This window comes from Stutzerimonas sp. NM35, assembly GCF_054604355.1.
The window spans coordinates 928,056-949,492 of the sequence record NZ_CM137728.1; the positions used below are offsets into that span (position 1 = coordinate 928,056).

The window sequence follows — 21,437 nt, forward strand, 5'->3', positions numbered from 1 at the left end:
AGCGAGCGACCGGCTACAGCGCCAGCGCGATACCTAGTAGGAGCCGGCTTGGTGGCAAATCACTTGGCTGTGAACGTTGTCGCTTCTGCACGGGTAGGTTTTTCGAGAAAAATTCGCATTCGTACTTCCGGTTTTCCGCGCTCATCCGAATTAGCTGATGACAACCGCGTTCCGCCAACTCGAACAGCAAGGAAAACCCGCATGTCATCAGGTTCTTTCAGCTTTGTCCTGCGTCCCCTCGCACTGGCCGTGCCCCTGGCTTTTGCAGCACTCGGCGTGCTGCCACTCCCGGCCAGCGCGGCGAGCGAGCAGATCCAGCAGCACTACGACATTCCCGCCGGCCCGCTGGCCAGCCGCCTCAGCCAGTTCGCCGCCGAGGCCGGTATCTACCTGGCCGGCGCTGCCGACCTGGCCGACGACAAGCACAGTCAGGCGCTGCGGGGCAGCTACGGGGTGGGGGAGGCGCTGGTCATCCTGCTGTCCGGCAGCGGGCTCGAAGCGGTGCAAATTGATACCGAACGCTACGAATTGCGCCGATTGCTGGCGACGAGCACTCTGGAACTGCCGTCGATGACTATTTCCGGCAAGGCACCTGGCTCGATCACCGAGGGAACCGGCTCCTACACCACCTATTCAACCAGCAGTTCTACACGCCTGAACCTGACGCCGCAGGAAACGCCACAAGCCATCACTGTGCTGACGCGACAGCGATTGGATGACCAGAAGCTGGATATCTTGGTCGATGCACTGGAGGCTACTCCAGGCATTTTCGTCCAAAGGAATTCCATCGGGAAAGGGGAAGACAGCATTGACTTCTATGCGCGTGGCTCCCGCCTGCGCAATTACCAGATCGACGGGGTACCAACATCGGCCACCATTGCCCCCTTTCTGACGAACACAGCGGCTTATGACCGCATCGAAGTAATCCGCGGCGCGACAGGCATCATAAATGGGCTGGGCACGCCTGCCGCAACGATCAATCTTCTTCGCAAGCGGCCGACCTACACGTCGCAGAAATCACTCACCGCCCAAGTCGGTAGTTGGGATCGTTATGGGCTTGGTATGGACGTTTCCGATGCACTCAACGAGGGCGGCACGGTTCGTGCCCGCTTCGTCGTGGACTCCAACCAGCATGGCGCCTGGGTCGATCATTTTGACCAGAAGAATCTGGCGCTCTACGGTATCAGTGAATTCGACTTGAGCGACCAAACACTGCTTACCATTGGCTTCAGTCATATGACCCAGAAGACTGACTCGCCGATACAGGGACGTCCCTTTTTCTTCTCCAATGGCCAACGCATCAAGCTTTCTCCTTCAGACAACGCAACACCTAAATGGAGCTACTACGATCAAGACTCAAACAGCTTCTTCGCCTCGCTTGAGCAGCGTTTCGGAGCGGGCTGGGTAGGCAAGGTAGAATATAGTCATACGCAATATCGGAAAGATCTCCTCGAGCTGGGGATTGGGAGCAATGTCGATGCAGCGACTGGAGATGGCATGGAGCTATGGCCATGGCATTCGAAAGGGAAAACCCGTCAGAACAATCTGGACGCCTATACGAGCGGTATTTTTTCCCTGTTCGGGCGAGACCACGAGTTGATCACCGGCATCACTCTGACGCGTAGCCGCTTAGAGAGCGACAACTATGATCAGGACTTGTCCAATTACCCCACTGATTTCAACATCTACGATTGGGTGGACACAGTACCCAAGCCCACCTTCATCAATACGGGTGATTGGAGCTCTCGAGAGCGTCTGTACAGTGCCTACCTTAACGCCCGCTTCCAACTCAGCGATGCTACCAGCCTGCTGCTCGGCGGTCGGAGCGCAGACTGGAAACTGGATGAAGAATCGAGCCAGCGTAAAGAAGAGGTGTTTGTCCCCTACGTGGGACTTGTCCATGCGCTGGACGACACTTGGTCGGTGTATGGCAGCTATACAAGAATCTTCCAGCCGCAAGATGGAGTCGTGTACCTGTATGGCGCTCCTGGGGCTACTCCAGACCCTGAACAAGGCGAAGGCTATGAAGTGGGTGTCAAGGCAGGCTTTTACGATGGACGGTTGACCTCCAGCCTCGCACTATTTCAGATGGACGTTGAAAACCTGGCGTTCTGGAACCGCGATGACCGCCAATATCAAACGTACGGCGAGACTCGAACTCGCGGAGTGGAACTTGAAATTAATGGAGAGTTAGCCACAGGCTGGCAGGCTGGTGCCGGTTACGCTTATGCACGATCGGAAGACGAGAACGGGGAACGCACCCTCAGACGACTGCCGAGCCACAGCCTGAAGATGTTCACAACCTATCGCCTGCATGGCGCCTGGAACAAGGTCACAGTGGGTGGTGGGGTTAACTGGCAAAGTGCGATTCATAGCGATGAGAGTATCAACTACCGACAAGGCAGCGTGGCACTGGTCAACTTGATGACGCGCTATGAGGTAGATGAGAACTTGTCCATATCATTCAATTTGAACAATGCTCTGGACAAAGAGCACTACTCTACAGTCGCCAGCAACTACGGCATATTCGGCGCCCCGCGAAACCTTACGGCGTCGATGAAGTACAGTTTCTGACCAGGGGATGAGCAAGGGCAGCGATGCTGCCCTTGCTTAAGCCGCCGAACGGTCGTCACAGAGAGGCTGTTTCTACTTCATGACGAACTAGATTGCAGCACGGAGCTCTTCACTGAGAGCACTCCAATGCGGTAAGGCAGATCAAACTTTGTAGGTCGGCTTACGCTTTCGGCTAATACGCCTACGGACTCAGTCAACACGCCGGAACGCCATACGCGATCAGCGATACCGGCTCGCCGTTTCCTGCATCTCACCCGGTCTGTCGATAACGATTCGGCTGCGCAGCCAGCGGGCGAATTCGGCTTCGTCGATGGAGCCTTCGGCCAGGCCGATCATGGCGGCATATTTTTCTTCGTCGCTGGCAACCAGCTTGCAGTCGTTGAGCTGAAGGAACACGCGATAGCAGACATGCGCCGTGCGCTTGTTGCCATCGACGAAGGGGTGATTGCGGGCCAGACCGAAGGCCAGGCTGGCGGCGAGATCGGCCAGATCCGGCGCGGGTTCGCCATAGGTATGGAGCTGCTGCGGTCGGGCCAGGGCCGAGTCGAGCAGGCCTTCGTCGCGTACACCGCTGCCACCGCCATGCTCGGCCAGTTGGCGGTCGTGAATGGCCAGGGCCAGTGCCTTACCGATCCAGACGATCATGCTGCGATCCTCACTGTGCCAGTTTGTGCAGAACCTGCCGGTCTTCGCGCATGACTTGCTCGGCCACTTCCATCTGCTCGGCCAGCGTGGGGTCGAATACGCTGAGTTTGAGGCCGTCCGGCGTTTCCAGGGCGTACAGCTCGTCTCCCTTCTCCAGGCGCAGGCGCGCCAGTATTTCCTTCGGCAGGATGACACCGGCGGAATTGCCGATGGAGGTGATCTTGAGCTTCATGGTGAGAGCCTCTGAAATGGTGTTAGTACGGATGGTATAACCTGATGCCGGCAGTATGCAACGGAACATGAACGGACGGTGCGTCGAGGCCTGCTTCAGGCAAAACGACCGCCGACTCTGATTCAGTCCGCGTTGGCTGCCCTGGGCGGCGCTGCGCTTTTCAGGCGGCTGGTGATCACCGTCGCGAGAATGATCAGGGCGCCGCCCGCCGCCATGCCCAGGGTGGGCCGTTCGTTGAACAGCCACCAGGCAAAGGCGATGCCGTATACCGGTTCCAGGGCGAAGATCACCGAGGTGGTTCGCGCTTTCAGCACCTTCAGGCTGGCGACGAACAGGCTGTGCGCAAGGCCGGTGCAGAACACACCGAGCAGCACCAGCCAGAGCCAGTCCAGTGGCGGAACCTCGGGTAGCGAGTTCCAGCTCAGAGGCAGCAGGCACAGCAGGATGATGCCGTTCTGCCAGAGCGCGGCCTGCACCGGATCGATACCGCGGGTAACCGCGCGGTTGAGCAACGACAGCAGGGCGAACAGCAGGCCGGAGAGAATGCCGTAGAGCAGGCCGACCGTGTTTTCGCTGGCCAGATCGAACGCCGGCGTGACCAGCAGCAGGCCCGCGCAGACCAGGCCCACCATGGCGAATTCGATCGGGCGTGTGCGTTCGCGGAACAGGAGCCCCTCCAGCAGCAGGGTAAAGGCCGGGAAGCTGGCGAAGCCCAGGGTGGCGATGCCTACTCCGGCGATTTTCACTGCGATAAAGAAGGTGAGCCAGTGACCGCCCAGCAGTAAGCCGCCGAACAACAGGCCGCCACGTTGACGCCAGCTGGGGCGTGCGCCGCTGCTGCGCAGAAACCGGGCCGCCAGCAGCAGCGCGAGGACCGCGAACAGGGCACGACCGAAGGTGATGGTGAGCGGGGCGCTTTCAGCCAGTTTGCCGAATACCCCGGAGAGGCCGAACATCAGCGCGCCGAAGTGGATCGCCAGCAGGGCGTTGCGGCGGGTCATGGGTGGTTGCCCGGTGCGGGAGAAAATCTGAAGCCGATCATGCAACCTCGGTACGGGCGCGCCTGGCGCTGCCATGATTTCTATTGGCCCATGGTAAGGCCCGCCGTGTGGGCCGTCTGTCGCAGCCCTATCGGCAATTGTCGAGCGACTCGCGGCGCAGCGCTCTCGGGGTACGACCGAACTCACGGTTGAGGGCGGCGGTAAAGGCGCTTTGCGAGGCATATCCGACCCGAGCAGCAATTTCCCCAACGGCAAGCCGAGTGCTGATCAACAGTTCGCGACCCTGTTGCACGCGCCGGCGTCGGACGAACTCCATGGGCGTCATGCCGGTCTCGCTGACGAAGCGGGCATGAAAGCGCGGCACCGAAAGGCCGGCTAAGCGGGCCAGATCCCTGACGGCAAGGGGATGCGCCAGGTGACGGTCGACATGGGCATGAATCGCTGCCAGAGGAAGCGGGCTGCTCTGCATGACTGGCTCGCAACCACCGGCAAGGCTGGCCAGGAGCAGTGCGGCGCCTTGTTCGCTGATGACCGGATCGTTGATCGGGCTGGCTGCCAGCCAACCGACCAGTTGGCTTTGTGCCGGGTTCAGATGCAGCGCCGCAGGCTGCGCCAGCAGTCGTCGTCCAGGTTCGGAGTGGTGGCCAAGTCGCCGCTGCAGCCAGCCATTGTCAGGAATGTCCAGAATCAGGCACTGGCTACCCACCGCGCTGCCGCAGGCATGGCGTACATCGCTCGGTACGATTGCCATTGATTGCTGCTGGATGCGGCTGCCACGACCATTCATTTCGAAATCCAGTTGCCCACGCAGGCCGAACACCAATTGGGTGTGCTGATGACTGTGGACGATCTGGTCCTGGTTGTAATGGCGCAGCGAAAGGATGGGTGGCATCGGTGACCTCGACGACATCGGGACGGTGGCTCGCTCGGCAGTCCGGAACCGCAACCAGCGACATCGTCGAATTACATGATGACCTTGTCGCGCAGCTTGTCCGCCGCCTGGTTGAGCGCCTGGATCACGCGTTCCTTGTCGAAGTTCTGTACGCCATTGGTATCCAGGTACATGGAGAAGCCAGGCAGTTCGTGTTCGACGAAGCTGCTGGTCGCGCCCAGGTCGCGGCGGAAATCCACTACCTGGTAGATCTGCACCGGACGGGAAAAGCCCTTGACGGCGATCTGACCCTTGTCGCGGCACATGATCACGTCCTTGACCAGCGAATAGGTCTCGTGGGAGATGAGGATCTCGCCGGCTTCGGCGGAGCTTTCCAGGCGGCTGGCCAGGTTCACTTCGCGACCGATGATGGTGTAGTCCATGCGCGTATCGGCGCCGAAGTTGCCGACCGTGCAGTAGCCGGTATTGATGCCCATGCGGATTTCCATGGGCTTGGTGATGCCCTGGGCGCGCCACTGCTGGCGCAGCACCTTCATGTGCTTGCGCATGGCGATGGCCATCGAGACGGCCGCCACCGCATCCTTCTTGGCCCCCTGGCTGGTGGGGTCGCCGAAGAACACCATCACGCAGTCCCCGACGAACTTGTCGATGGTGCCGCCGTACTTGAGGGTGATCTTCGACATCTCGTTGAGGTAGTTGTTGAGCAGGTCGGTCAGGGCTTCGGCTTCGAGTTCTTCTGACAGTTCGGTGAAACCCTTGATATCCGAAAAGAACACCGTGAGCTTCTTGCGCTGGGTTTCCAGGCGCACGCTGCGCTTGCCGGAGAAGATCGATTCCCACACCTGCGGCGAGAGGTATTTGGCCAGGTTGCGGGCCAGCCGCGCGGCCTTGGCCTGTTCCGCTTCCACTTCGTGACGCACTTGCGCCAGATGTACGCCCTGCTGGTGCACGTAATAGGCGGTGATGCAGATGTACAGCGTGGTGAACAAAATGCTTACCGCCGAGACCAGCACCGGGGTCGTGCCGCTGAACTGCAGAGGTACCAGCAGGCTGGTCATGCCAATGCCGGCGAGGACCAGCAGCAGTGTCATCAGCCAATGCCGCAGGCTGCCGATCACCAGGGCGCTGAAGCTCAGCGTCAGCAGGAACATCAGGCTGGGCACCAGCGCACCACCGAACAGCACGATGCCCGCACCGGCATTCAAGGCGTCGAGGCAGAGCAGCACTTGTGAAGTCCGCTCCGGGTGCTCACGCTTGAATCGATAGCTCAGGTGATAGGCGAAATGCGGGTAGAGAAGGGTGTACGGCACCATCCACAGGAGTTCGATGGCAAAGTACTGGGTATAAACGCCGGCGGCCAGCGTGGCCGCGCAGGTCAGATAGGCAAGTACCCTGGCGTAGTACTCTCGCAGCGGTCGGGTCGCAAGGCCGTTACGCCGTTCACCGGTCACGGTTGGCATCTATGATGGCTATCCCTGGAAAGGCCTGCGCTCTGGCATGCGCCCGTTGTAAGTTGCTGCGCATCGCCAGTGTAAGTGGGGCGATCATAACAAGTCGCCGAGGTTGCGCCAAACCAGTGATTTGGCCAGGCAGCACCCGAAATGACTCTTGGATACGAGGAAGCAGCGGATGGACATATACATGCAGGCGGCAATCGAAGAGGCGCGGCAGGGGCTGGCTGAAGGCGGCATTCCCATTGGTTCGGTGATCGTCCATCGCGGGAAGATCATCGGGCGTGGGCATAATCGCCGGGTTCAGCAAGGCAGTGCGGTGTTGCACGGCGAGATGGATGCTTTCGAGAATGCCGGGCGGCAATCGGCTGGCGTGTATGCCGAGTCGGTTCTTTACACCACCCTGTCGCCGTGTGCGATGTGCAGCGGCGCCATCCTGCTCTATGGCATTCCCAGGATCGTGATCGGCGAGAACCAGACCTTCCTGGGCGAGGAGAATTTGCTGCGCGAACGCGGGGTGAAGGTCGAAGTGCTGCAGGACCCGGGCTGTGTGGCGATGATGCGGGGTTTTATCGAAAGCAGTCCCGAACTGTGGAACGAAGACATCGGCGAACCATAACCAATGCTCAATGGCGCCAGAAGGCCGGGGTCAATAGCACCAGCACGGTGATGATTTCCAGTCGTCCGAGCAGCATGCCGGCGGAAAGCAGCCATTTCGCGGCATCCGGCAGCGGCGAGAAATTACCCGCCGGGCCGATGACCGAACCCAGGCCGGGGCCGACGTTGCACACTGCCGATGCCGCGCCCGTGAGCGCGGTGAGCGGATCGAGCCCGAGCATCGCCAGGCACAGGGCCAGCACGCCGATGGTCATGGTGAAGAAGAACGAGAAGGTCAGGATGGACCGGACGATTTCCTCATCGAGATTGTGCCCGTTGTATTGCTGGCGGATGACCGCGCGCGGGTGCACGAGTTGCTGCAGGTTGGCGCGCAACAGCGCATAGGCGACCTGGAAGCGGAACATCTTCAAGCCGCCGGAGGTCGAGCCCGAACAGCCGCCGATAAAGGTCAGGTAGAAGAAGACCATCACCGCGAAGCCGCCCCACTGGGTGTAATCATTTACCGCGAAGCCGGTGGTGGTGACCACCGAGACCACGCTGAAGGTCACGATTCGCAGCGAATCGAGCAGGCTGTCGTCATGGTTGATCCAGTACCAGCCGCTGAAGAGCAGGCTGGTGATCGCCAGCAGGATCAGGAAGCCGCGTACCTGCTGATCACGCAGTAGCGCGCCGTGATTGCCTCGCGCCGTGGCGACATAGAGGGTGAAGGGCAGGCTGCCCAGAATCATGAACACGATAGCCACCCAGTGCGCCGCCGGGCTGAACTTGCCCAGCGAGGCGTCGGAGGTCGAGTAGCCACCGGTCGCCACGGTGGACATGGCGTGATTGATGGCATCGAAGGCACCCATGCCGGCCATCCGGAAAGCCACGTAAGCCGCCAGAGTGAAGATCACGTAGATGACGAGCAGGTACTTGCCTGCCATGTGCGAGCGCGGCATGACCTTCTCCGACCAGTCCGAGGATTCGGTCTGGAACAGGCGCATGCCACCCACGCGCAACAGCGGCAGGATCGCCACCGCCATGCCGATAAAGCCGATGCCGCCGAGCCAGTGCAGCAGGGAGCGCCACATGAGCAGGCCGGGAGAGGCACTATCCAGGCCGGAGATCACCGTCGCGCCCGTGGTGGTGATGCCTGACATGGTTTCGAAAAAGGCATCGGTGTAGCTGATGTGATGGATCAGCATCATCGGCAGGGCGGCGAAGCAGCACACACTCAGCCAGCTCACCGTGGTCAGGAAATACATGTCGCGCGGGCGCAGATTGGTATTGGCCGGCCTGCCGGGCAGGACCAGGGCGAAGCCACAGCCGAAAGTGATCAGGCTGGCCCAGATGAATGCGTGCAGGTCGTCGGTGCGCTCGAACGCGAGCAGCGCCAGCATCGGCACCACCATGCTGACGGCCAGGGTAATCAGGAAAATGCCGAGAATGAAACCGATGATGCGCAGCGTCGGCAAGGCCATGTGTGTGGAGGGCTCGGCACTATGAGGAAGGCCGACATTCTACCCGTGTGGCAACGGCAGTAAACCGCTGATCGAATGGTTGAAAAAACTTTCGCGGTGCCCTGCCGGGAGGCTTTTCTCGGGCGCGTGGCGGTGAATAAAATAGCCGCTCTGGCGCCGGCCCTTTGCCGGCTTTCTGGTGTTCATCATCCATGTCGATCGACAATCCCTGCCTCACGTGCGGTGCCTGCTGCGCGTATTTTCGCGTGTCTTTCTTCTGGGGCGAATGCGCCTCGTCCGGCGGTACGGTACCGGATGGCGCCACCGTGCAGATCAGTCCCTTTCACGTTGCGATGCAGGGCACCGAGGCCAAGCCGGCGCGTTGCGTCGGGCTGATGGGCGATGTGGGCTGCGGCGTGCGCTGCACCCTTTATGAGCAGCGCTCGAGCACATGCCGCGAATTCGAGGCTTCCTGGGTCGACGGCCAGCACAATGCCCACTGCGATGCGGCCCGCGCAGCTCATGGTCTGCCACCGCTGACACCCCCTCTGGCACCGCAGGTATCGCCTGATCGGGTGGCGTGAGGGCGAGACGATTCCGTGCCTGGTGCCTGGCGGGCTTCGGAGTTGGAGTCATCACCGGTAAGCTGTCTTCCTTATACAGGTCTCGATATCAATCGTCGGGGCTGACAGGTCGTTGAAAAACGACCTGTGAATCTGAATGAGGAGATGGTGGATGGATGCGTTCGACCTGTTGCTCAATCGTGTTTCGGTCACCCGGCTGGTCGATCCGGCGCCGACGGCTGCGCAGCTGGAGCTGATGTTCCGTGCTGCGCTGCGGGCGCCTGATCATGGGCAGTTGCGACCCTGGCGTTTTCTCACCATTGAGGGTGAGGCGCGCGAGCACCTGGGCGAGCTACTGGCCGAAGCCCTGCGCCAGCGCCAGCCGGATGCCTCGGATGAAGTGCTGCACAAGCCGCGCAAGATGCCTCTACGCGCGCCGCTGCTGGTGGCGGTGATTGCCTGCCCGGTAACGCATCCTAAGGTGCCCGAAGTCGAACAACTGCTCGCTGTGGGCTGTGCGGCCCACGGTTTGCTGCTGGCGGCTCATGCGCAGGGGCTGGGCGCGGTGTGGCGCACGGGGGAGTTCGCCTATGACCGGTATGTCGCCGAAGGGCTGGGGCTGTCGGCGGGCGAACAGTTGCTGGGATTTATCTATCTGGGCACGCCGGAAGGCGGCTTGCGCAAGCCGCCGGTGCTGGAGCCGAAGGATTTTGTCAGTCAGTGGAACGGGAAAATTATTCTGTAGGGCCGAACTTGTTCGGCCACAGATGCAAAAGGCCGAAGGAATTCGGCCCTGCAGTCATGCTTGCTCGGGCAGCCTGACTGATTCCGGCGAGGCATTGAGCGGCAGCTTCAGGCTGGCGACAAAGCCGCCCTGGGGGTGATTGCTCAGCAGCAGTTCGCCGCCGTGGCGCTCGGCGGCGCGGCGGGCGATGGCCAGGCCCAGGCCGTGCCCGGCGGTGGTCTGGCCGGGTGCGCGGAAGAAGGGTTCGCTCAGGCGCGTCAAGTGCTCAGCGTCCACGCCGGGGCCGTGATCGCGAATGCTCAGGGTCAGCCAGTCGGCTTCAACCTGGGCGCGCAATTCGATGGGCATGCCTTCAGGGTTGAAGCGCAAGGCATTGCGCAGCAGGTTGTCCAGTGCCCGTTCGAGCATGTCGGGCCAGCCGCGCAGCGGAATGCCGCTCTGCACCTGGCTGTCTATAAGCTGGTTCGGTGCCACGATGCGTGCATTCTCTACCAGTTGCTGGAAGATCGGCTGCAGGCTGACCGCGCTCGCTGCGCCGGGTTCGGCGTCGAGTCGCGCCAGTTCGAGAATTTCGCTGATCAGTGCTTCCAGGCGATCGCATTCCTTGGCCAGGCGTGGCCAGATAACTTCCCGTTCGACCGGGGTAGCGCGTTCGGCAAGGGCCAGGGCGATGCGCAGCCGTGCCAGAGGCGAGCGTAGTTCATGGGAAACGTCGCGCAGCAGTTGTCGCTGGCTGCCGATCAGGCGCTGCAGGCGGGCGCCCATGCGGTTGAAATCCTTGGCCAGCACGCCCAGTTCGTCACGGCGCTTGGCCAGTCGGGCCAGGGAGTTCTGCTGATACGTGGTCTGCCCGAGGTCATGCACCGCGCCGCGCAGGCGATCCAGCGGGCGGGTGATGGAAAGGGTCAGCAGCAGGCTGAAGCCGGTCAGCACGATCAGCGCGATGCCCAGCGCGCTCAGCGGCCAGAACAGACTGTCGCGATGCCAGGCCTGCAGTTCGGCGTTGGGAATGCGGTAGATGAACAGGTAGGTTTCGCCGGAAAGCGGGCTGGTGTAGTCGGTAGTCAGGCGACGCCAGGGCAGGCGGCCGGCCTGGTTTTGCTGGCGGGCCTCGAAGGCGGCGGCGCGTGCCGGAAAGGTGCCGCGTATGACCGGCTGGCCGTTTTCGGCGAGGACCTGGACGTCGATATGAAAGCGATGCCGGTGCCGTTCGAGCATGAATTGCGCGGCGATCGGCCCCTGGCGTTCATAGACCTGAGTCCAGATTTGCGAGAGCTGCTTGACGCCGGGGTGGCGGTTGATGATCCAGGTGTCCTGATTCAGCGCATGCCCCAACAGCATGGCCAGGCCGGCGACCAGGGCAATGGCCAGCCAGAATGTCGCAAGAATGCGCCAGAACAGGGATCGCACCGGGTAGATACTCCAGGTCAGGGGTTGATGAAATTACCATTGGAGCGTCGGGTTATGAAAATCAGGGCCGCGGAAATGCTGGCGCTTTGTAGGCCGGGTTACGCTTCACCAACCCGACGAGCGAATGATCGAACACCACCGAGGTAAGCGCTTTATCTGTCGTGGCTCTGTGGTTGTCTGCAAGCATGCCCGTCGGATTACGCCTTCGGCTAATTCGACCTACGCAAGTTGGAGCTTCGTAGAGTGGAATCGCCGAAGGCGCTTGCTTCTTCCCGTTCTTCAGTTCTTGCTGTCGCGCTCGGCTTTCCACTGCTTGAATTCAGCACGTTCGGCGCGTTTGGCTTCCATTTTCTCGTGCATTTCGTCGAACTGCTTCTGCTGTTCGGGCTTGAGCAGGTCGCGAATCTTCTTGTGGGTTTCCTGCTTGCTGTTCTTCAGTTCATCCTGCATGGCCTTGCGCTCGGCTTCGGGCAGTTTGTCCAGGTAGCGCTGGGTAATGTCGTGGCGGCTCTTCATCTGTTCGCCCATCAGCTTGCGCATGTCGCGCTTCTGTTCCTTGCTGAGGTCGAGTTGCTCGAACATGTGGGGCGCGCGCTTGCCGCCGTGATGGTCATGACCGGCGCCGGGCATCGCCAGGGCGACGGCAGGGAGGGCGGAAGCGAAAGCGAGTGCGATAAGGGTTTTGCGCATCATGAGAACTCTCCTGTGTATGGATGCCGGCCTGTATGCGAGCGGTGTGTCTGCCCTTGACCGGATGAGCTCAGTTTAGGCAGCGCAAGGTCAAGGGCGGTCAGGGCAGGGTAAAGGCTCGGTAAAGCCGCTCAGGAAGCGTAAAGGTAACCGCGGCTGCGCAGGGCGACGATGCGCTGGCGCCCGTCCGGGTGCGGTCCGAGCTTGCGCCGCAGGTTGCTGACATGCATGTCCAGACTGCGGTCGTAGAGGGTCAGTTTGCGCCCGAGGGCCAGTTGCGCCAGCGCCTGTTTGTCCATGGGTTCACCAGGCTGGCCGAGCAGCGCTTCGAGGATGCGACCCTCGGACAGCGTCAGCGTCACTTCATGTTCACCGACGTTGGCCACGCCGCGCGCCGGGCTGTAGCACAGATCGCCCAGTTCCAGCTGGCTCGGCGTGCTGGCCGGCTGGCTGCGACGCAGGACGGCCCGCAGGCGCGCGGTGAGTTCGCGTGGATCGCAGGGCTTGGCCAGGTAGTCGTCGGCGCCCAGTTCCAGCCCGAGGATGCGATCCAGTGGCTCGCCACGACCGGAGAGCATCAGCACCGGCAGTTCGGGATATTCGCTGCGCAACTGCTTGAGCAGTTCCAGCCCGCTGCCGTCGGGCAGCATCACGTCGAGCACCACCGCGCTGGGCTGGTGCTCGGTCAACGCCACCCTGGCACTTTGGCCGTCATGGCAGGCGTGGGCGACGAAACCTTCCTGGGCCAGCCAGCTGACCAGTAGCTCGCAGAGTTCCTGGTCATCGTCTATCAGCAGCAGTTCGCTCATGCATCCGCTCGTATGGGTTTTCAGTTCAACCATTGCCGGCGGCGACGGCTGCGCGTGGTCAGTACGCCCAGCAGGAACCCCAGCACTCCGACACCGCCGCCAATGGCAAACCATTGCTGCTGCTCGTTCAGCAGTTGTGGCTGCGATTGTGACTGTATCTTCGCCTGTTCCTCATGCAACTGCATGCGCAGGCGTCGGTTTTCCTGACGCAGTTGCGCCAGCTGCATCTGATCGACGTTGATGGCCGGGTCGCGGCTGCCAGGCTCGGCACGCTGCGGTTCGTTTTCGGTCGAGGGCTGTCCTGGTTCGAGCTGAGGCTCGGTGGGAGCGGCAGTTTCTTCCTGGGCATGCAGCAGGGGTGAGGCAAGACACAGAACAAGCAGCAGGGACAGCGAACCTTGGCGCATCGGAACTCCTCTTTCCTTTTCTTTTTATGGGCCGTGGAAAGCCACGGCCTGACAGATACATGACGACCTCAGGTGATACTCAGGGATAAACCTGCTTGAACGGCTTTACGATGACCGGACCATAAACGCCGGCGGCCTTGTAGGGGTCGGCCTCGGCCCATTGCTCGGCGGCCTGCAGCGATTCGAATTCGGCAACCACCAGGCTGCCGGTGAAACCGGCGGCGCCGGGATCATTGCTGTCGATGGCCGGGTGCGGACCGGCCAGAACCAGGCGGCCTTCGCTCTTGAGCTGGTCGAGGCGCGCAAGGTGGGCCGGGCGTGAGGCCAGGCGCTGTTGCAGCGAGTCGGGCAGGTCGGTGGCGATGATGGCGTAGAGCATGGTATCTCCTGTGATCGTTCAGGTTCGATTGTATGTACTGCTGATGGCAGTTGGACAGCGGTGTCCATGATGTGCCGAACATGAGGCTTTTTGCCAATGAAATGGCATGGGCCCGTCTTGTTCGCCTTCCAGCTGGCTTTGCAAATGCGGCTCATGAAGCGCTGATTCGTTCATGGAGAGAGCCACAGGCATGGACTGGCGGCATAATACGGAAACTGTGTTTTTGGCGGAACATTATTGAGCCGTTGAGCGCTCAGCGTTTTCGGTGGCGATGTCCGCGTTGCCTGCGAGTGTCAGCGACGGCTACGGCACGCGCGCAGGCAGTGGTGGTCGAATATTGCCTACCGCCACCTCTCTGGAGAATGAGCACCCGAATGATTGTCGATCTGCATTGCCACAGCACCGCCTCCGATGGTGTTCTGGCGCCTGAGGTACTGGTCGAACGGGCGCATGCGCGCGGGGTCGAGCTGCTCGCGCTGACCGATCACGACACCCTCGAAGGGCTCGATGCGGCCCGTGCCGCTGCCGACTCGCTGGGTATTCGCCTGGTCAACGGGATTGAGCTGTCCTGCTTGTGGAATGGCGCGACCGTTCATATTCTCGGCTATGCCTTCGATCGTGAGGCGAATGCGCTGAAGCAAGCCATTGCCCGCTTGCGTGATGGCCGCTGGCAGCGGGCCGAATCGATTGCCCAGCGCCTGGCGGCCAAGGGCATGCCGGGCGCGCTCGAAGGCGCGCGGGCCGTGCAGCAGGAACTGGGCGACAGTGGCAACGCGCCGGCGCGCCCGCACTTTGCGGAATTTCTGGTGCGTGCCGGGCATGTGCGTGATCATGCCGAGGCGTTTCGCAAATGGCTCGGATCGGGCAAGCTCGGCGATGTGAAGCAGCACTGGCCGAGCCTCGACGAAACGCTGAAGACCTTGCATGAGGCGGGTGCCTGGATCAGTCTGGCACATCCCTGGCAATACGATTTCACCCGCAGCAAGCGGCGTCGGCTGGTGATCGATTTCGCCCAGGGCGGTGGCCATGCGCTGGAAGTGGTCAACGGCATGCAACCGCTGGAACAGGTGGGCGGGCTGTCGATTCTGGCGCGGGAGTTCGGTCTGATGGCCAGTATCGGCAGTGATTTTCATGCGCCTGGGGACTGGTCGGAACTGGGGATGTATCGCGCGTTGCCGGACGATCTGCAGCCCATCTGGAGGCATTTCGATCATGAACCAGACAAGTCTTTTGCCCGCTGAACAGGGAGTCGTCGTGAGCCAGTTCTTTCAGATCCATCCGGAAAATCCCCAGGTCAGGCTGATCAAGCAGGCTGTGGAGATCATTCGCCAGGGCGGCGTGGTGATCTACCCGACCGATTCTTCGTATGCCATCGGCTGCGCCATGGGCAACAAGGCGGGTATCGAGCGCATCCGTCGCCTGCGCCAGCTGGACGACAAGCACAATTTCACCCTGGTCTGCAGCGATCTGTCCCAGCTCGGCCTGTTCGCCAAGGTCGATACGGCAGCTTTCCGCCTGCTCAAGGCGCATCTGCCCGGTCCCTACACCATCATCCTCAGCGCGACCCGTGAAGTGCCGCGCATGCTGCTGCATCCCAAGCGCCGCACCATCGGCCTGCGGGTACCGCAGCTGCCCATTGCCCAGGCCCTGCTCACCGAACTGGGCGAGCCGCTGATGAGCGTCAGCCTGATCCTGCCGGGTGAAACCGAACCGATGAGCGATCCCTATGAAATGCGCGATGTGCTCGAACGTCAGGTGGATCTGATCATCGACGGAGGCTACGGTGGCGCCGAGGCCTCGACCGTCATCAGCCTGGTCGACGGCGATCCCGAAGTGGTGCGTGTCGGGTGCGGCGACCCCGCGCCTTTCTCCTCCTGATATCGCTCCTTTCACTTGCCCTTGCAGATACAACGAAGGAAACCCTTTTGAGCTTCATGGATTCGCAGCGACGTGTGGTTTCGGGGATGCGCCCCAATGGCCGGCTTCACCTGGGCCACTATTACGGCGTATTGAAGAACTGGGTCAGGTTGCAGCATGAGTACCAGTGCTTTTTCTGCATCGTGGATTGGCATGCGCTGACCACCGATGCCACCACGGGCAGTGATATTTCCCGGCATACATATGACATGGCCATCGACTGGCTCGCCGCCGGCGTCAGCCCGAGTTCGGCGACACTGTTCGTCCAGTCCCAGGTGCCCGAGCATGCCGAGTTGCATCTGTTGCTGTCGATGATCTGCCCGCAGGGCTGGCTTGAACGGGTACCGTCCTACAAGGATCAGCAGCTCGATGCGCAGCACCGGGAGCACGCCACTTACGGTTTCCTGGGTTATCCGCTGTTGCAAGCCGCCGATATCCTCGCCTATCGCGCAGGCCTGGTGCCGGTGGGTGCGGACCAACTGCCGCATATCGAGTTCGCCCGTGATGTGGCGCGGCGCTTCAACCATCTGTACGGTGGTGAAGAGGATTTTCAGGCGAAGGCGGAAGCGGCGGTGCGCAAGCTTGGCAAGAAAAGCTCCAGGCTCTACGCCAGCCTGCGCAAAAGCTATCAGGAACAGGGCGATCTGGAGGCGCTGGAGACGGCCCGCGCGCTGCTCAAGGATCAGCAGACCATCACCATTGGCGACCGCGAACGCCTGTTCGGCTATCTGGAAGGTGAGGGCAAGGTGCTGCTGCCCGAGCCGCAGGCGCTGCTCGGTGATACGCCGAAGCTGTCGGGTCTCGATGGTGGCAAGATGTCCAAGTCCAGCAACAACTCCATTTTCCTGCGCGATACGCCGGTCGAGATCGAAGAAAAGATCAAGCGCATGCCCACCGATCCAGCACGGGTGCATCGCCACGATCCGGGCGAGCCGACCCGTTGTCCGGTGTGGCAGATGCATCTTGTCCATTCAGGCGAGGATGTCTGCCAGTGGGCGGAGCAGGGTTGCCGCAGCGCCGGGATTGGCTGCCTGGAATGCAAGGCGCCGCTGATCGAGGCGATCAGGCTTGAACTCGCGCCTTTGCAGGAGCGCGCGCTGGATTACGAGCAGAACCCGGACCTGGTGCGCAGCATTCTCGCCGAGGGCGCCGAACAAGCCCGTGATGAAGCGCGCGAGACGCTGCTGGTGGTGCGCCAGGCCATGGGGCTGAACTATCGATAGCAACAGTTCGACAGCAGCAACGCCACCATCGCTGTCAGGAGAGAGCATGCAGCAAACCCAGGCCGAGGCCGTCGACACCCTGCCCGGTGAGCAGTTGCGGCTGGCGCTGGTCTACGGCGAGGCGTTCAATGAACTGCCGCAGGATCTCTACATTCCGCCCGATGCCCTCGAGGTGTTTCTCGAAGCCTTCGAGGGGCCGCTGGACCTGCTGCTGTACCTGATCCGCAAGCAGAACATCGACATTCTCGACATTCCCGTGGCGGAGATTACCCGGCAGTACATGGGCTATGTCGAGCTGATGAAAAGCGTGCGCCTGGAGTTGGCCGCCGAGTATCTGGTGATGGCTGCCATGCTGGCCGAGATCAAGTCGCGCATGCTGCTGCCGCGTTCGGTGGAGGTCGAGGAGGATGGGCTCGATCCGCGCGCCGAGCTGATCCGCCGTTTGCAGGAATACGAGCGTTTCAAGGCCGCGTCCGAGGATCTCGATGGGTTGCCGCGTGTCGGTCGCGAACTGCATGTGCCACGCCTGGAAGCCCCCGAGGCGCGGGCGCGCAAGCTGCTGCCCGACGTCAGCCTGGAGGAGTTGCTGGTTTCCATGGCCGAGGTGCTGCGCCGCGCCGACATGTTCGAGAGCCATCAGATCAGCCGTGAAGCGCTCTCCACCCGCGAACGCATGAGCCAGGTGCTGGAGCGCCTCAAGGGTGGCGCGTTCGTGCCCTTCGTCGCATTGTTCAGCGCCGAAGAGGGGCGGGCTGGGGTGGTGGTCACCTTCATTGCGGTGCTGGAGCTGATCAAGGAATCGCTGGTCGAGCTGGTGCAGAACGAGGCTTTTGCGCCGATCCATGTCCGGCTTCGCACCGAATGACGGCAACCGAAGAAGGAGTCAGGCTGTGAATCTTTCCGAACCCAAGGACCTTGCCGCGCTGCTGGAAGCCCTGCTGTTGGCCTCCGGCAAGCCCATGACCATCGAGCGCATGGGCGAACTCTTCGAGGACGCCGAACGCCCCTCGACGGCGCAGTTGCGCAAGGCGCTGGAGGTGCTCGACAAGTCCTGCAAGGGCCGTGCATTCGAGCTCAGGGAAGTCGCCAGCGGCTACCGTCTGCAGGTGCGCGAGCGCTTCTCGCCCTGGGTCGGTCGGCTCTGGGAAGAGCGGCCACAGCGTTATTCGCGGGCGTTGCTGGAAACCCTGGCGCTGATTGCCTATCGCCAGCCGATTACCCGTGGAGAGATCGAGGACGTGCGCGGCGTGGCGGTCAACAGCCAGATCGTCAAGACGCTGCTGGAGCGCGAATGGGTGCGCGTTGTCGGCCATCGCGAGGTGCCGGGGCGACCGGCGATGTTCGCCACCACCCGGCAGTTTCTCGACCACTTCAACCTGAAGAATCTCGATGAGTTGCCGCCGCTGGCGGTGCTGCGCGAGATGGAGCCCGCGCCGTTGCCGCTGGATGAGGACGAGGCGCCGGTACCCGATGGGCTGCAGGCGCGCGCCGACCTTGCCGCACAAATGCAGACGCCAGATGAGAAGCCCAGCTTCCGCAGCCTGCTGATGGAACTGGACAACATGGAAAGTGGCCTGAAGACTGACTTCGACGATTTGCCTGACGAGGCTCAAGCCACAGACCGGGAGTAACGCCATGCACGCGCAGATTCAACAGGTTACCGAGCGTTTGATCGAGCGCAGCCGGCCCACGCGACAGCGCTATCTGGCGATGATGGCCGCGGCGGCCAGCGAAGGGCCGCAGCGCGGCAAGCTGCAATGCGCCAACTTCGCCCACGGCGTGGCCGGTTGTGCCTCGGTGGAAGACAAGCAGCGCCTGCGCCTGATGAACGAGGCCAACGTGGCCATCGTCTCGGCCTACAACGACATGCTCTCGGCGCACCAGCCGTACGAACACTTTCCCGAGATCATCAAGCAGGCGCTGCGCGAGGTCGGTTCGGTGGGGCAGTTCGCCGGCGGTGTGCCGGCCATGTGCGACGGCGTCACCCAGGGCGAGGCGGGCATGGAGCTGAGCCTTGCCAGCCGCGAGGTGATCGCCATGGCGACGGCCATCGCCCTGTCGCACAACATGTTCGATGCGGCGCTGTACCTGGGTATCTGCGACAAGATCATTCCGGGGCTGATGATCGGCGCCCTGCGCTTCGGCCATCTGCCGGCAGTGTTCGTGCCGGGCGGGCCGATGTCGTCGGGCATTCCCAACAAGCAGAAAGCCGAAGTGCGCCAGCTCTACGCCGAAGGCAAGGCCAGCCGCGATGAGCTGCTGGAATCGGAAATGCTCTCCTATCACAGCCCCGGCACCTGCACCTTCTATGGCACCGCCAACACCAACCAGGTGGTGATGGAAATCATGGGGCTGCACCTGCCAGGCTCTTCGTTCGTCAATCCCTATACGCCGCTGCGCGACGAGCTGACCCGCGAAGCCGCACGGCAGATCACGCGCATGACGGCGCAGGCCGGCAACTATGTGCCGCTGTGCCGGATCGTCGACGAGAAGGCCATCGTCAATGCGGTGGTGGCGCTGAGTGCCACCGGCGGCTCGACCAACCACACGCTGCATATTCCGGCATTCGCCCAGGCGGCGGGCATTCAGCTGACCTGGCGGGACATGGCGGATATCTCGGCGGTCACGCCGCTGCTGGCCAAGGTCTATCCCAATGGCCAGGCTGATGTGAACCATTTCCATGCCGCCGGTGGCGTGCCCTTCATGGTACGCAGCCTGCTGGATGCGGGGCTGCTGCATGAAGACGTGCAGACGGTGGCTGGCCAGGGCCTCAGACGCTACACACAGGAGCCGTTCCTCGACGAGGGCCGGCTGGTCTGGCGTGAAGGGCCGCAGCAGAGCCTCGATGAAGCGATCCTGCGTCCGGTACAGCAGCCTTTCTCAGTGGAAGGCGGATTGCGGGTACTGGAAGGCAACCTGGGGCGCGGCGTGACCAAGATTTCCGCCGTGGCGCCGGAGCATCTGGTGGTCGAGGCGCCGGCCCGAGTCTTCAGCGACCAGGGTGAGCTGGCCCAGGCTTTCCAGGTGGGCGAGCTGGAGCGGGATTTCGTCGCGGTGGTGCGCTTTCAGGGGCCGAAGGCCAACGGCATGCCGGAGCTGCACAAGCTGACGCCTTTTCTCGGTGTGCTGCAGGATCGCGGCTACAAGGTGGCGCTGGTCACCGATGGGCGCATGTCCGGTGCGTCGGGCAAGGTGCCGGCGGCGATTCACCTCAGCCCCGAGGCGCTCGATGGCGGCCCGCTGAGCCGGGTGCGCGACGGCGATATCATCCGGGTCGATGGCGTCACGGGGCAGTTGCAGGTGCTGGTCGATCAGGCCGAGTTCGACAGCCGCGAGCGGGTCTTGCCACCCGCTGACCTCGGTATCGGCTGTGGCCGCGAGTTGTTCGGTTTTCTGCGGACCTCCTTCAGCCCGGCGGAGCAGGGCGCCAGTGTCTTCACAGAAGGGCTGGAGATGCTCAAGTGAAGGTGGCGCTGGTCGGCGATATCGGCGGCACCAACGCCCGCTTCGCCTTGTGGCGTGAGCAGCGCGTGGAATCGGTGGGGGTGCTGTCGACCCTCGACTACGCGCGACCGGAGGACGCCATTCATGCCTATCTAGGCAACATCGGGCTGGGCGTTGAAGCCCTTGAGGCGGTTTGCCTGGCGTGCGCCGGGCCGGTGACCGGGGATGAGTTCCGCTTCACCAACAATCATTGGCGCTTCAGCCGCAAGGCCTTCAGTGAAACCTTCGGCCTTGATGAGCTGCTGCTGATCAACGATTTCACCGCCATGGCGCTGGGTGTGACCCGGCTGGGCGGTGAGGCGCTGGTGGAGGTCTGCGCGGGGCAGTCGGACTTCAGCCTGCCGCGTCTGGTGATCGGCCCCGGCACCGGCCTGGGCGTCGCCACCCTGGTGCCTCTGGAGGATGGCAGCTGGCGGGCCTTGCCGAGCGAGGGCGGGCACGCCTGCCTGTCCGTGGGCAGTATCCGCGAGGCCGCCATCTGGGCGCGCCTGCATGAAAGGCTCGGGCATGTGAATGCCGAGGCCGTGCTCAGTGGCGGCGGCCTGCTGCAGCTGTATCGAATCAGTTGCGAACTGGATGAACGGGTGCCGGAACTGACTTCGCCCGCCGAAGTGACCGCCGCCGCGCGGGCCGGTGATGCCTATGCGGCTGCGGTGCTGGAACAGTTCTGCGTCTGGCTGGGTCGGATAGCCGGTGACAAGCTGCTCACCACCGGCGCGCGCGGCGGGCTGTATATCGCGGGTGGCGTGGTGCCGCGTTTCGTCGAGTTCTTCCTGAACAGTGGCTTTCGTCAGGGGCTGCGCGACAAGGGCTGCATGAGCCGGTACTTTGACGAGGTGCCTGTCTGGCTGGTGACTGCCGACTATCCGGGCCTGCAAGGCGCGGGCGTCGCGCTGCAGCAGTCGCGGTGTGCGAAGCGACGCCGCTGAATCCGGCAG

At 62.3% G+C, this 21,437-nt stretch carries 22 protein-coding genes; 11 read left to right on the forward strand and 11 right to left on the reverse strand.

Annotation, left to right across the window (positions count from 1 at the left end):
• The first annotated feature begins 201 nt into the window (after positions 1-201).
• Positions 202-2,574, forward strand: a complete 2,373-nt coding sequence (locus ACYCFC_RS04465; protein ID WP_459653235.1) for a TonB-dependent siderophore receptor — start codon at positions 202-204, stop codon at positions 2,572-2,574.
• 219 nt (positions 2,575-2,793) lie between these two features.
• On the opposite strand, the gene ACYCFC_RS04470 is transcribed toward ACYCFC_RS04465, so the two are convergent.
• From ACYCFC_RS04470 to ACYCFC_RS04490, 5 genes are all read right to left on the reverse strand, one after another.
• Entirely contained in the window at positions 2,794-3,219 is a 426-nt protein-coding gene (locus ACYCFC_RS04470; protein ID WP_459653236.1) for a type II toxin-antitoxin system death-on-curing family toxin, read from the reverse strand.
• 10 nt (positions 3,220-3,229) lie between these two features.
• On the reverse strand, positions 3,230-3,451 hold the full coding sequence (locus ACYCFC_RS04475) for an AbrB/MazE/SpoVT family DNA-binding domain-containing protein (protein ID WP_459653237.1): 222 nt from the start codon (positions 3,449-3,451) through the stop codon (positions 3,230-3,232).
• 122 nt (positions 3,452-3,573) lie between these two features.
• Positions 3,574-4,452, reverse strand: a complete 879-nt coding sequence (locus ACYCFC_RS04480; RefSeq protein ID WP_459653238.1) for a DMT family transporter — start codon at positions 4,450-4,452, stop codon at positions 3,574-3,576.
• 127 nt (positions 4,453-4,579) lie between these two features.
• The gene (locus ACYCFC_RS04485; RefSeq protein ID WP_459653239.1) at positions 4,580-5,344 is read right to left on the reverse strand and encodes a helix-turn-helix domain-containing protein; all 765 of its coding nucleotides are present in this window, start codon (positions 5,342-5,344) and stop codon (positions 4,580-4,582) included.
• 71 nt (positions 5,345-5,415) lie between these two features.
• Positions 5,416-6,804: an adenylate/guanylate cyclase domain-containing protein gene (locus ACYCFC_RS04490; RefSeq protein ID WP_459653240.1), complete on the reverse strand. Its 1,389-nt coding sequence runs from the start codon at positions 6,802-6,804 to the stop codon at positions 5,416-5,418.
• A 169-nt stretch (positions 6,805-6,973) separates the two neighbouring features.
• Here ACYCFC_RS04490 and ACYCFC_RS04495 point away from each other — a divergent pair, with 169 nt between their 5' ends.
• Entirely contained in the window at positions 6,974-7,414 is a 441-nt protein-coding gene (locus tag ACYCFC_RS04495) for a nucleoside deaminase (protein WP_181084401.1), read from the forward strand.
• A 7-nt stretch (positions 7,415-7,421) separates the two neighbouring features.
• Here ACYCFC_RS04495 and ACYCFC_RS04500 read toward each other — a convergent pair whose 3' ends face one another.
• The gene (locus ACYCFC_RS04500) at positions 7,422-8,873 is read right to left on the reverse strand and encodes a TrkH family potassium uptake protein (protein WP_181084399.1); all 1,452 of its coding nucleotides are present in this window, start codon (positions 8,871-8,873) and stop codon (positions 7,422-7,424) included.
• Positions 8,874-9,064: 191 nt separating this feature from the next.
• Here ACYCFC_RS04500 and ACYCFC_RS04505 point away from each other — a divergent pair, with 191 nt between their 5' ends.
• On the forward strand, positions 9,065-9,436 hold the full coding sequence (locus ACYCFC_RS04505) for a YkgJ family cysteine cluster protein (protein ID WP_181084398.1): 372 nt from the start codon (positions 9,065-9,067) through the stop codon (positions 9,434-9,436).
• A gap of 151 nt (positions 9,437-9,587) precedes the next feature.
• On the forward strand, positions 9,588-10,160 hold the full coding sequence (locus ACYCFC_RS04510; RefSeq protein WP_181084397.1) for a nitroreductase family protein: 573 nt from the start codon (positions 9,588-9,590) through the stop codon (positions 10,158-10,160).
• 54 nt (positions 10,161-10,214) lie between these two features.
• Here ACYCFC_RS04510 and ACYCFC_RS04515 read toward each other — a convergent pair whose 3' ends face one another.
• From ACYCFC_RS04515 to ACYCFC_RS04535, 5 genes are all read right to left on the reverse strand, one after another.
• Entirely contained in the window at positions 10,215-11,570 is a 1,356-nt protein-coding gene (locus tag ACYCFC_RS04515; protein WP_181084395.1) for an ATP-binding protein, read from the reverse strand.
• A 279-nt stretch (positions 11,571-11,849) separates the two neighbouring features.
• Positions 11,850-12,260, reverse strand: coding sequence for a Spy/CpxP family protein refolding chaperone (locus ACYCFC_RS04520; RefSeq protein WP_181084578.1), 411 nt, complete (start codon positions 12,258-12,260; stop codon positions 11,850-11,852).
• A gap of 131 nt (positions 12,261-12,391) precedes the next feature.
• Positions 12,392-13,069, reverse strand: a complete 678-nt coding sequence (locus tag ACYCFC_RS04525; RefSeq protein ID WP_181084394.1) for a response regulator transcription factor — start codon at positions 13,067-13,069, stop codon at positions 12,392-12,394.
• A gap of 20 nt (positions 13,070-13,089) precedes the next feature.
• Positions 13,090-13,476, reverse strand: coding sequence for a hypothetical protein (locus tag ACYCFC_RS04530; RefSeq protein ID WP_181084392.1), 387 nt, complete (start codon positions 13,474-13,476; stop codon positions 13,090-13,092).
• A 79-nt stretch (positions 13,477-13,555) separates the two neighbouring features.
• A complete protein-coding gene (locus tag ACYCFC_RS04535) occupies positions 13,556-13,855 on the reverse strand; it encodes a YciI family protein (RefSeq protein WP_181084390.1) in 300 nt (99 codons plus the stop codon).
• Between the two features lie 374 nt (positions 13,856-14,229).
• Here ACYCFC_RS04535 and ACYCFC_RS04540 point away from each other — a divergent pair, with 374 nt between their 5' ends.
• From ACYCFC_RS04540 to ACYCFC_RS04570, 7 genes are read left to right on the forward strand one after another with little or no spacing between them, the layout of a single operon-like run.
• A complete protein-coding gene (locus ACYCFC_RS04540) occupies positions 14,230-15,096 on the forward strand; it encodes a PHP domain-containing protein (RefSeq protein WP_459653241.1) in 867 nt (288 codons plus the stop codon).
• A gap of 13 nt (positions 15,097-15,109) precedes the next feature.
• Positions 15,110-15,733: an L-threonylcarbamoyladenylate synthase gene (locus ACYCFC_RS04545; RefSeq protein WP_181084386.1), complete on the forward strand. Its 624-nt coding sequence runs from the start codon at positions 15,110-15,112 to the stop codon at positions 15,731-15,733.
• 56 nt (positions 15,734-15,789) lie between these two features.
• Positions 15,790-16,995: a tryptophan--tRNA ligase gene (locus tag ACYCFC_RS04550; protein WP_181084576.1), complete on the forward strand. Its 1,206-nt coding sequence runs from the start codon at positions 15,790-15,792 to the stop codon at positions 16,993-16,995.
• 46 nt (positions 16,996-17,041) lie between these two features.
• Entirely contained in the window at positions 17,042-17,860 is an 819-nt protein-coding gene (locus ACYCFC_RS04555) for a segregation and condensation protein A (RefSeq protein WP_258189309.1), read from the forward strand.
• A gap of 25 nt (positions 17,861-17,885) precedes the next feature.
• Positions 17,886-18,626, forward strand: a complete 741-nt coding sequence (gene scpB / locus ACYCFC_RS04560; protein WP_181084384.1) for an SMC-Scp complex subunit ScpB — start codon at positions 17,886-17,888, stop codon at positions 18,624-18,626.
• Positions 18,627-18,630: 4 nt separating this feature from the next.
• Positions 18,631-20,460 carry a phosphogluconate dehydratase gene (gene edd, locus ACYCFC_RS04565; RefSeq protein ID WP_459653242.1) on the forward strand — a complete coding sequence of 610 codons (1,830 nt, stop codon included), beginning with the start codon at positions 18,631-18,633 and terminating at the stop codon, positions 20,458-20,460.
• Positions 20,457-21,428: a glucokinase gene (locus tag ACYCFC_RS04570; protein ID WP_459653243.1), complete on the forward strand. Its 972-nt coding sequence runs from the start codon at positions 20,457-20,459 to the stop codon at positions 21,426-21,428. The genes edd and ACYCFC_RS04570 overlap by 4 nt, the downstream gene beginning before the upstream one ends.
• Positions 21,429-21,437 lie beyond the last annotated feature (9 nt).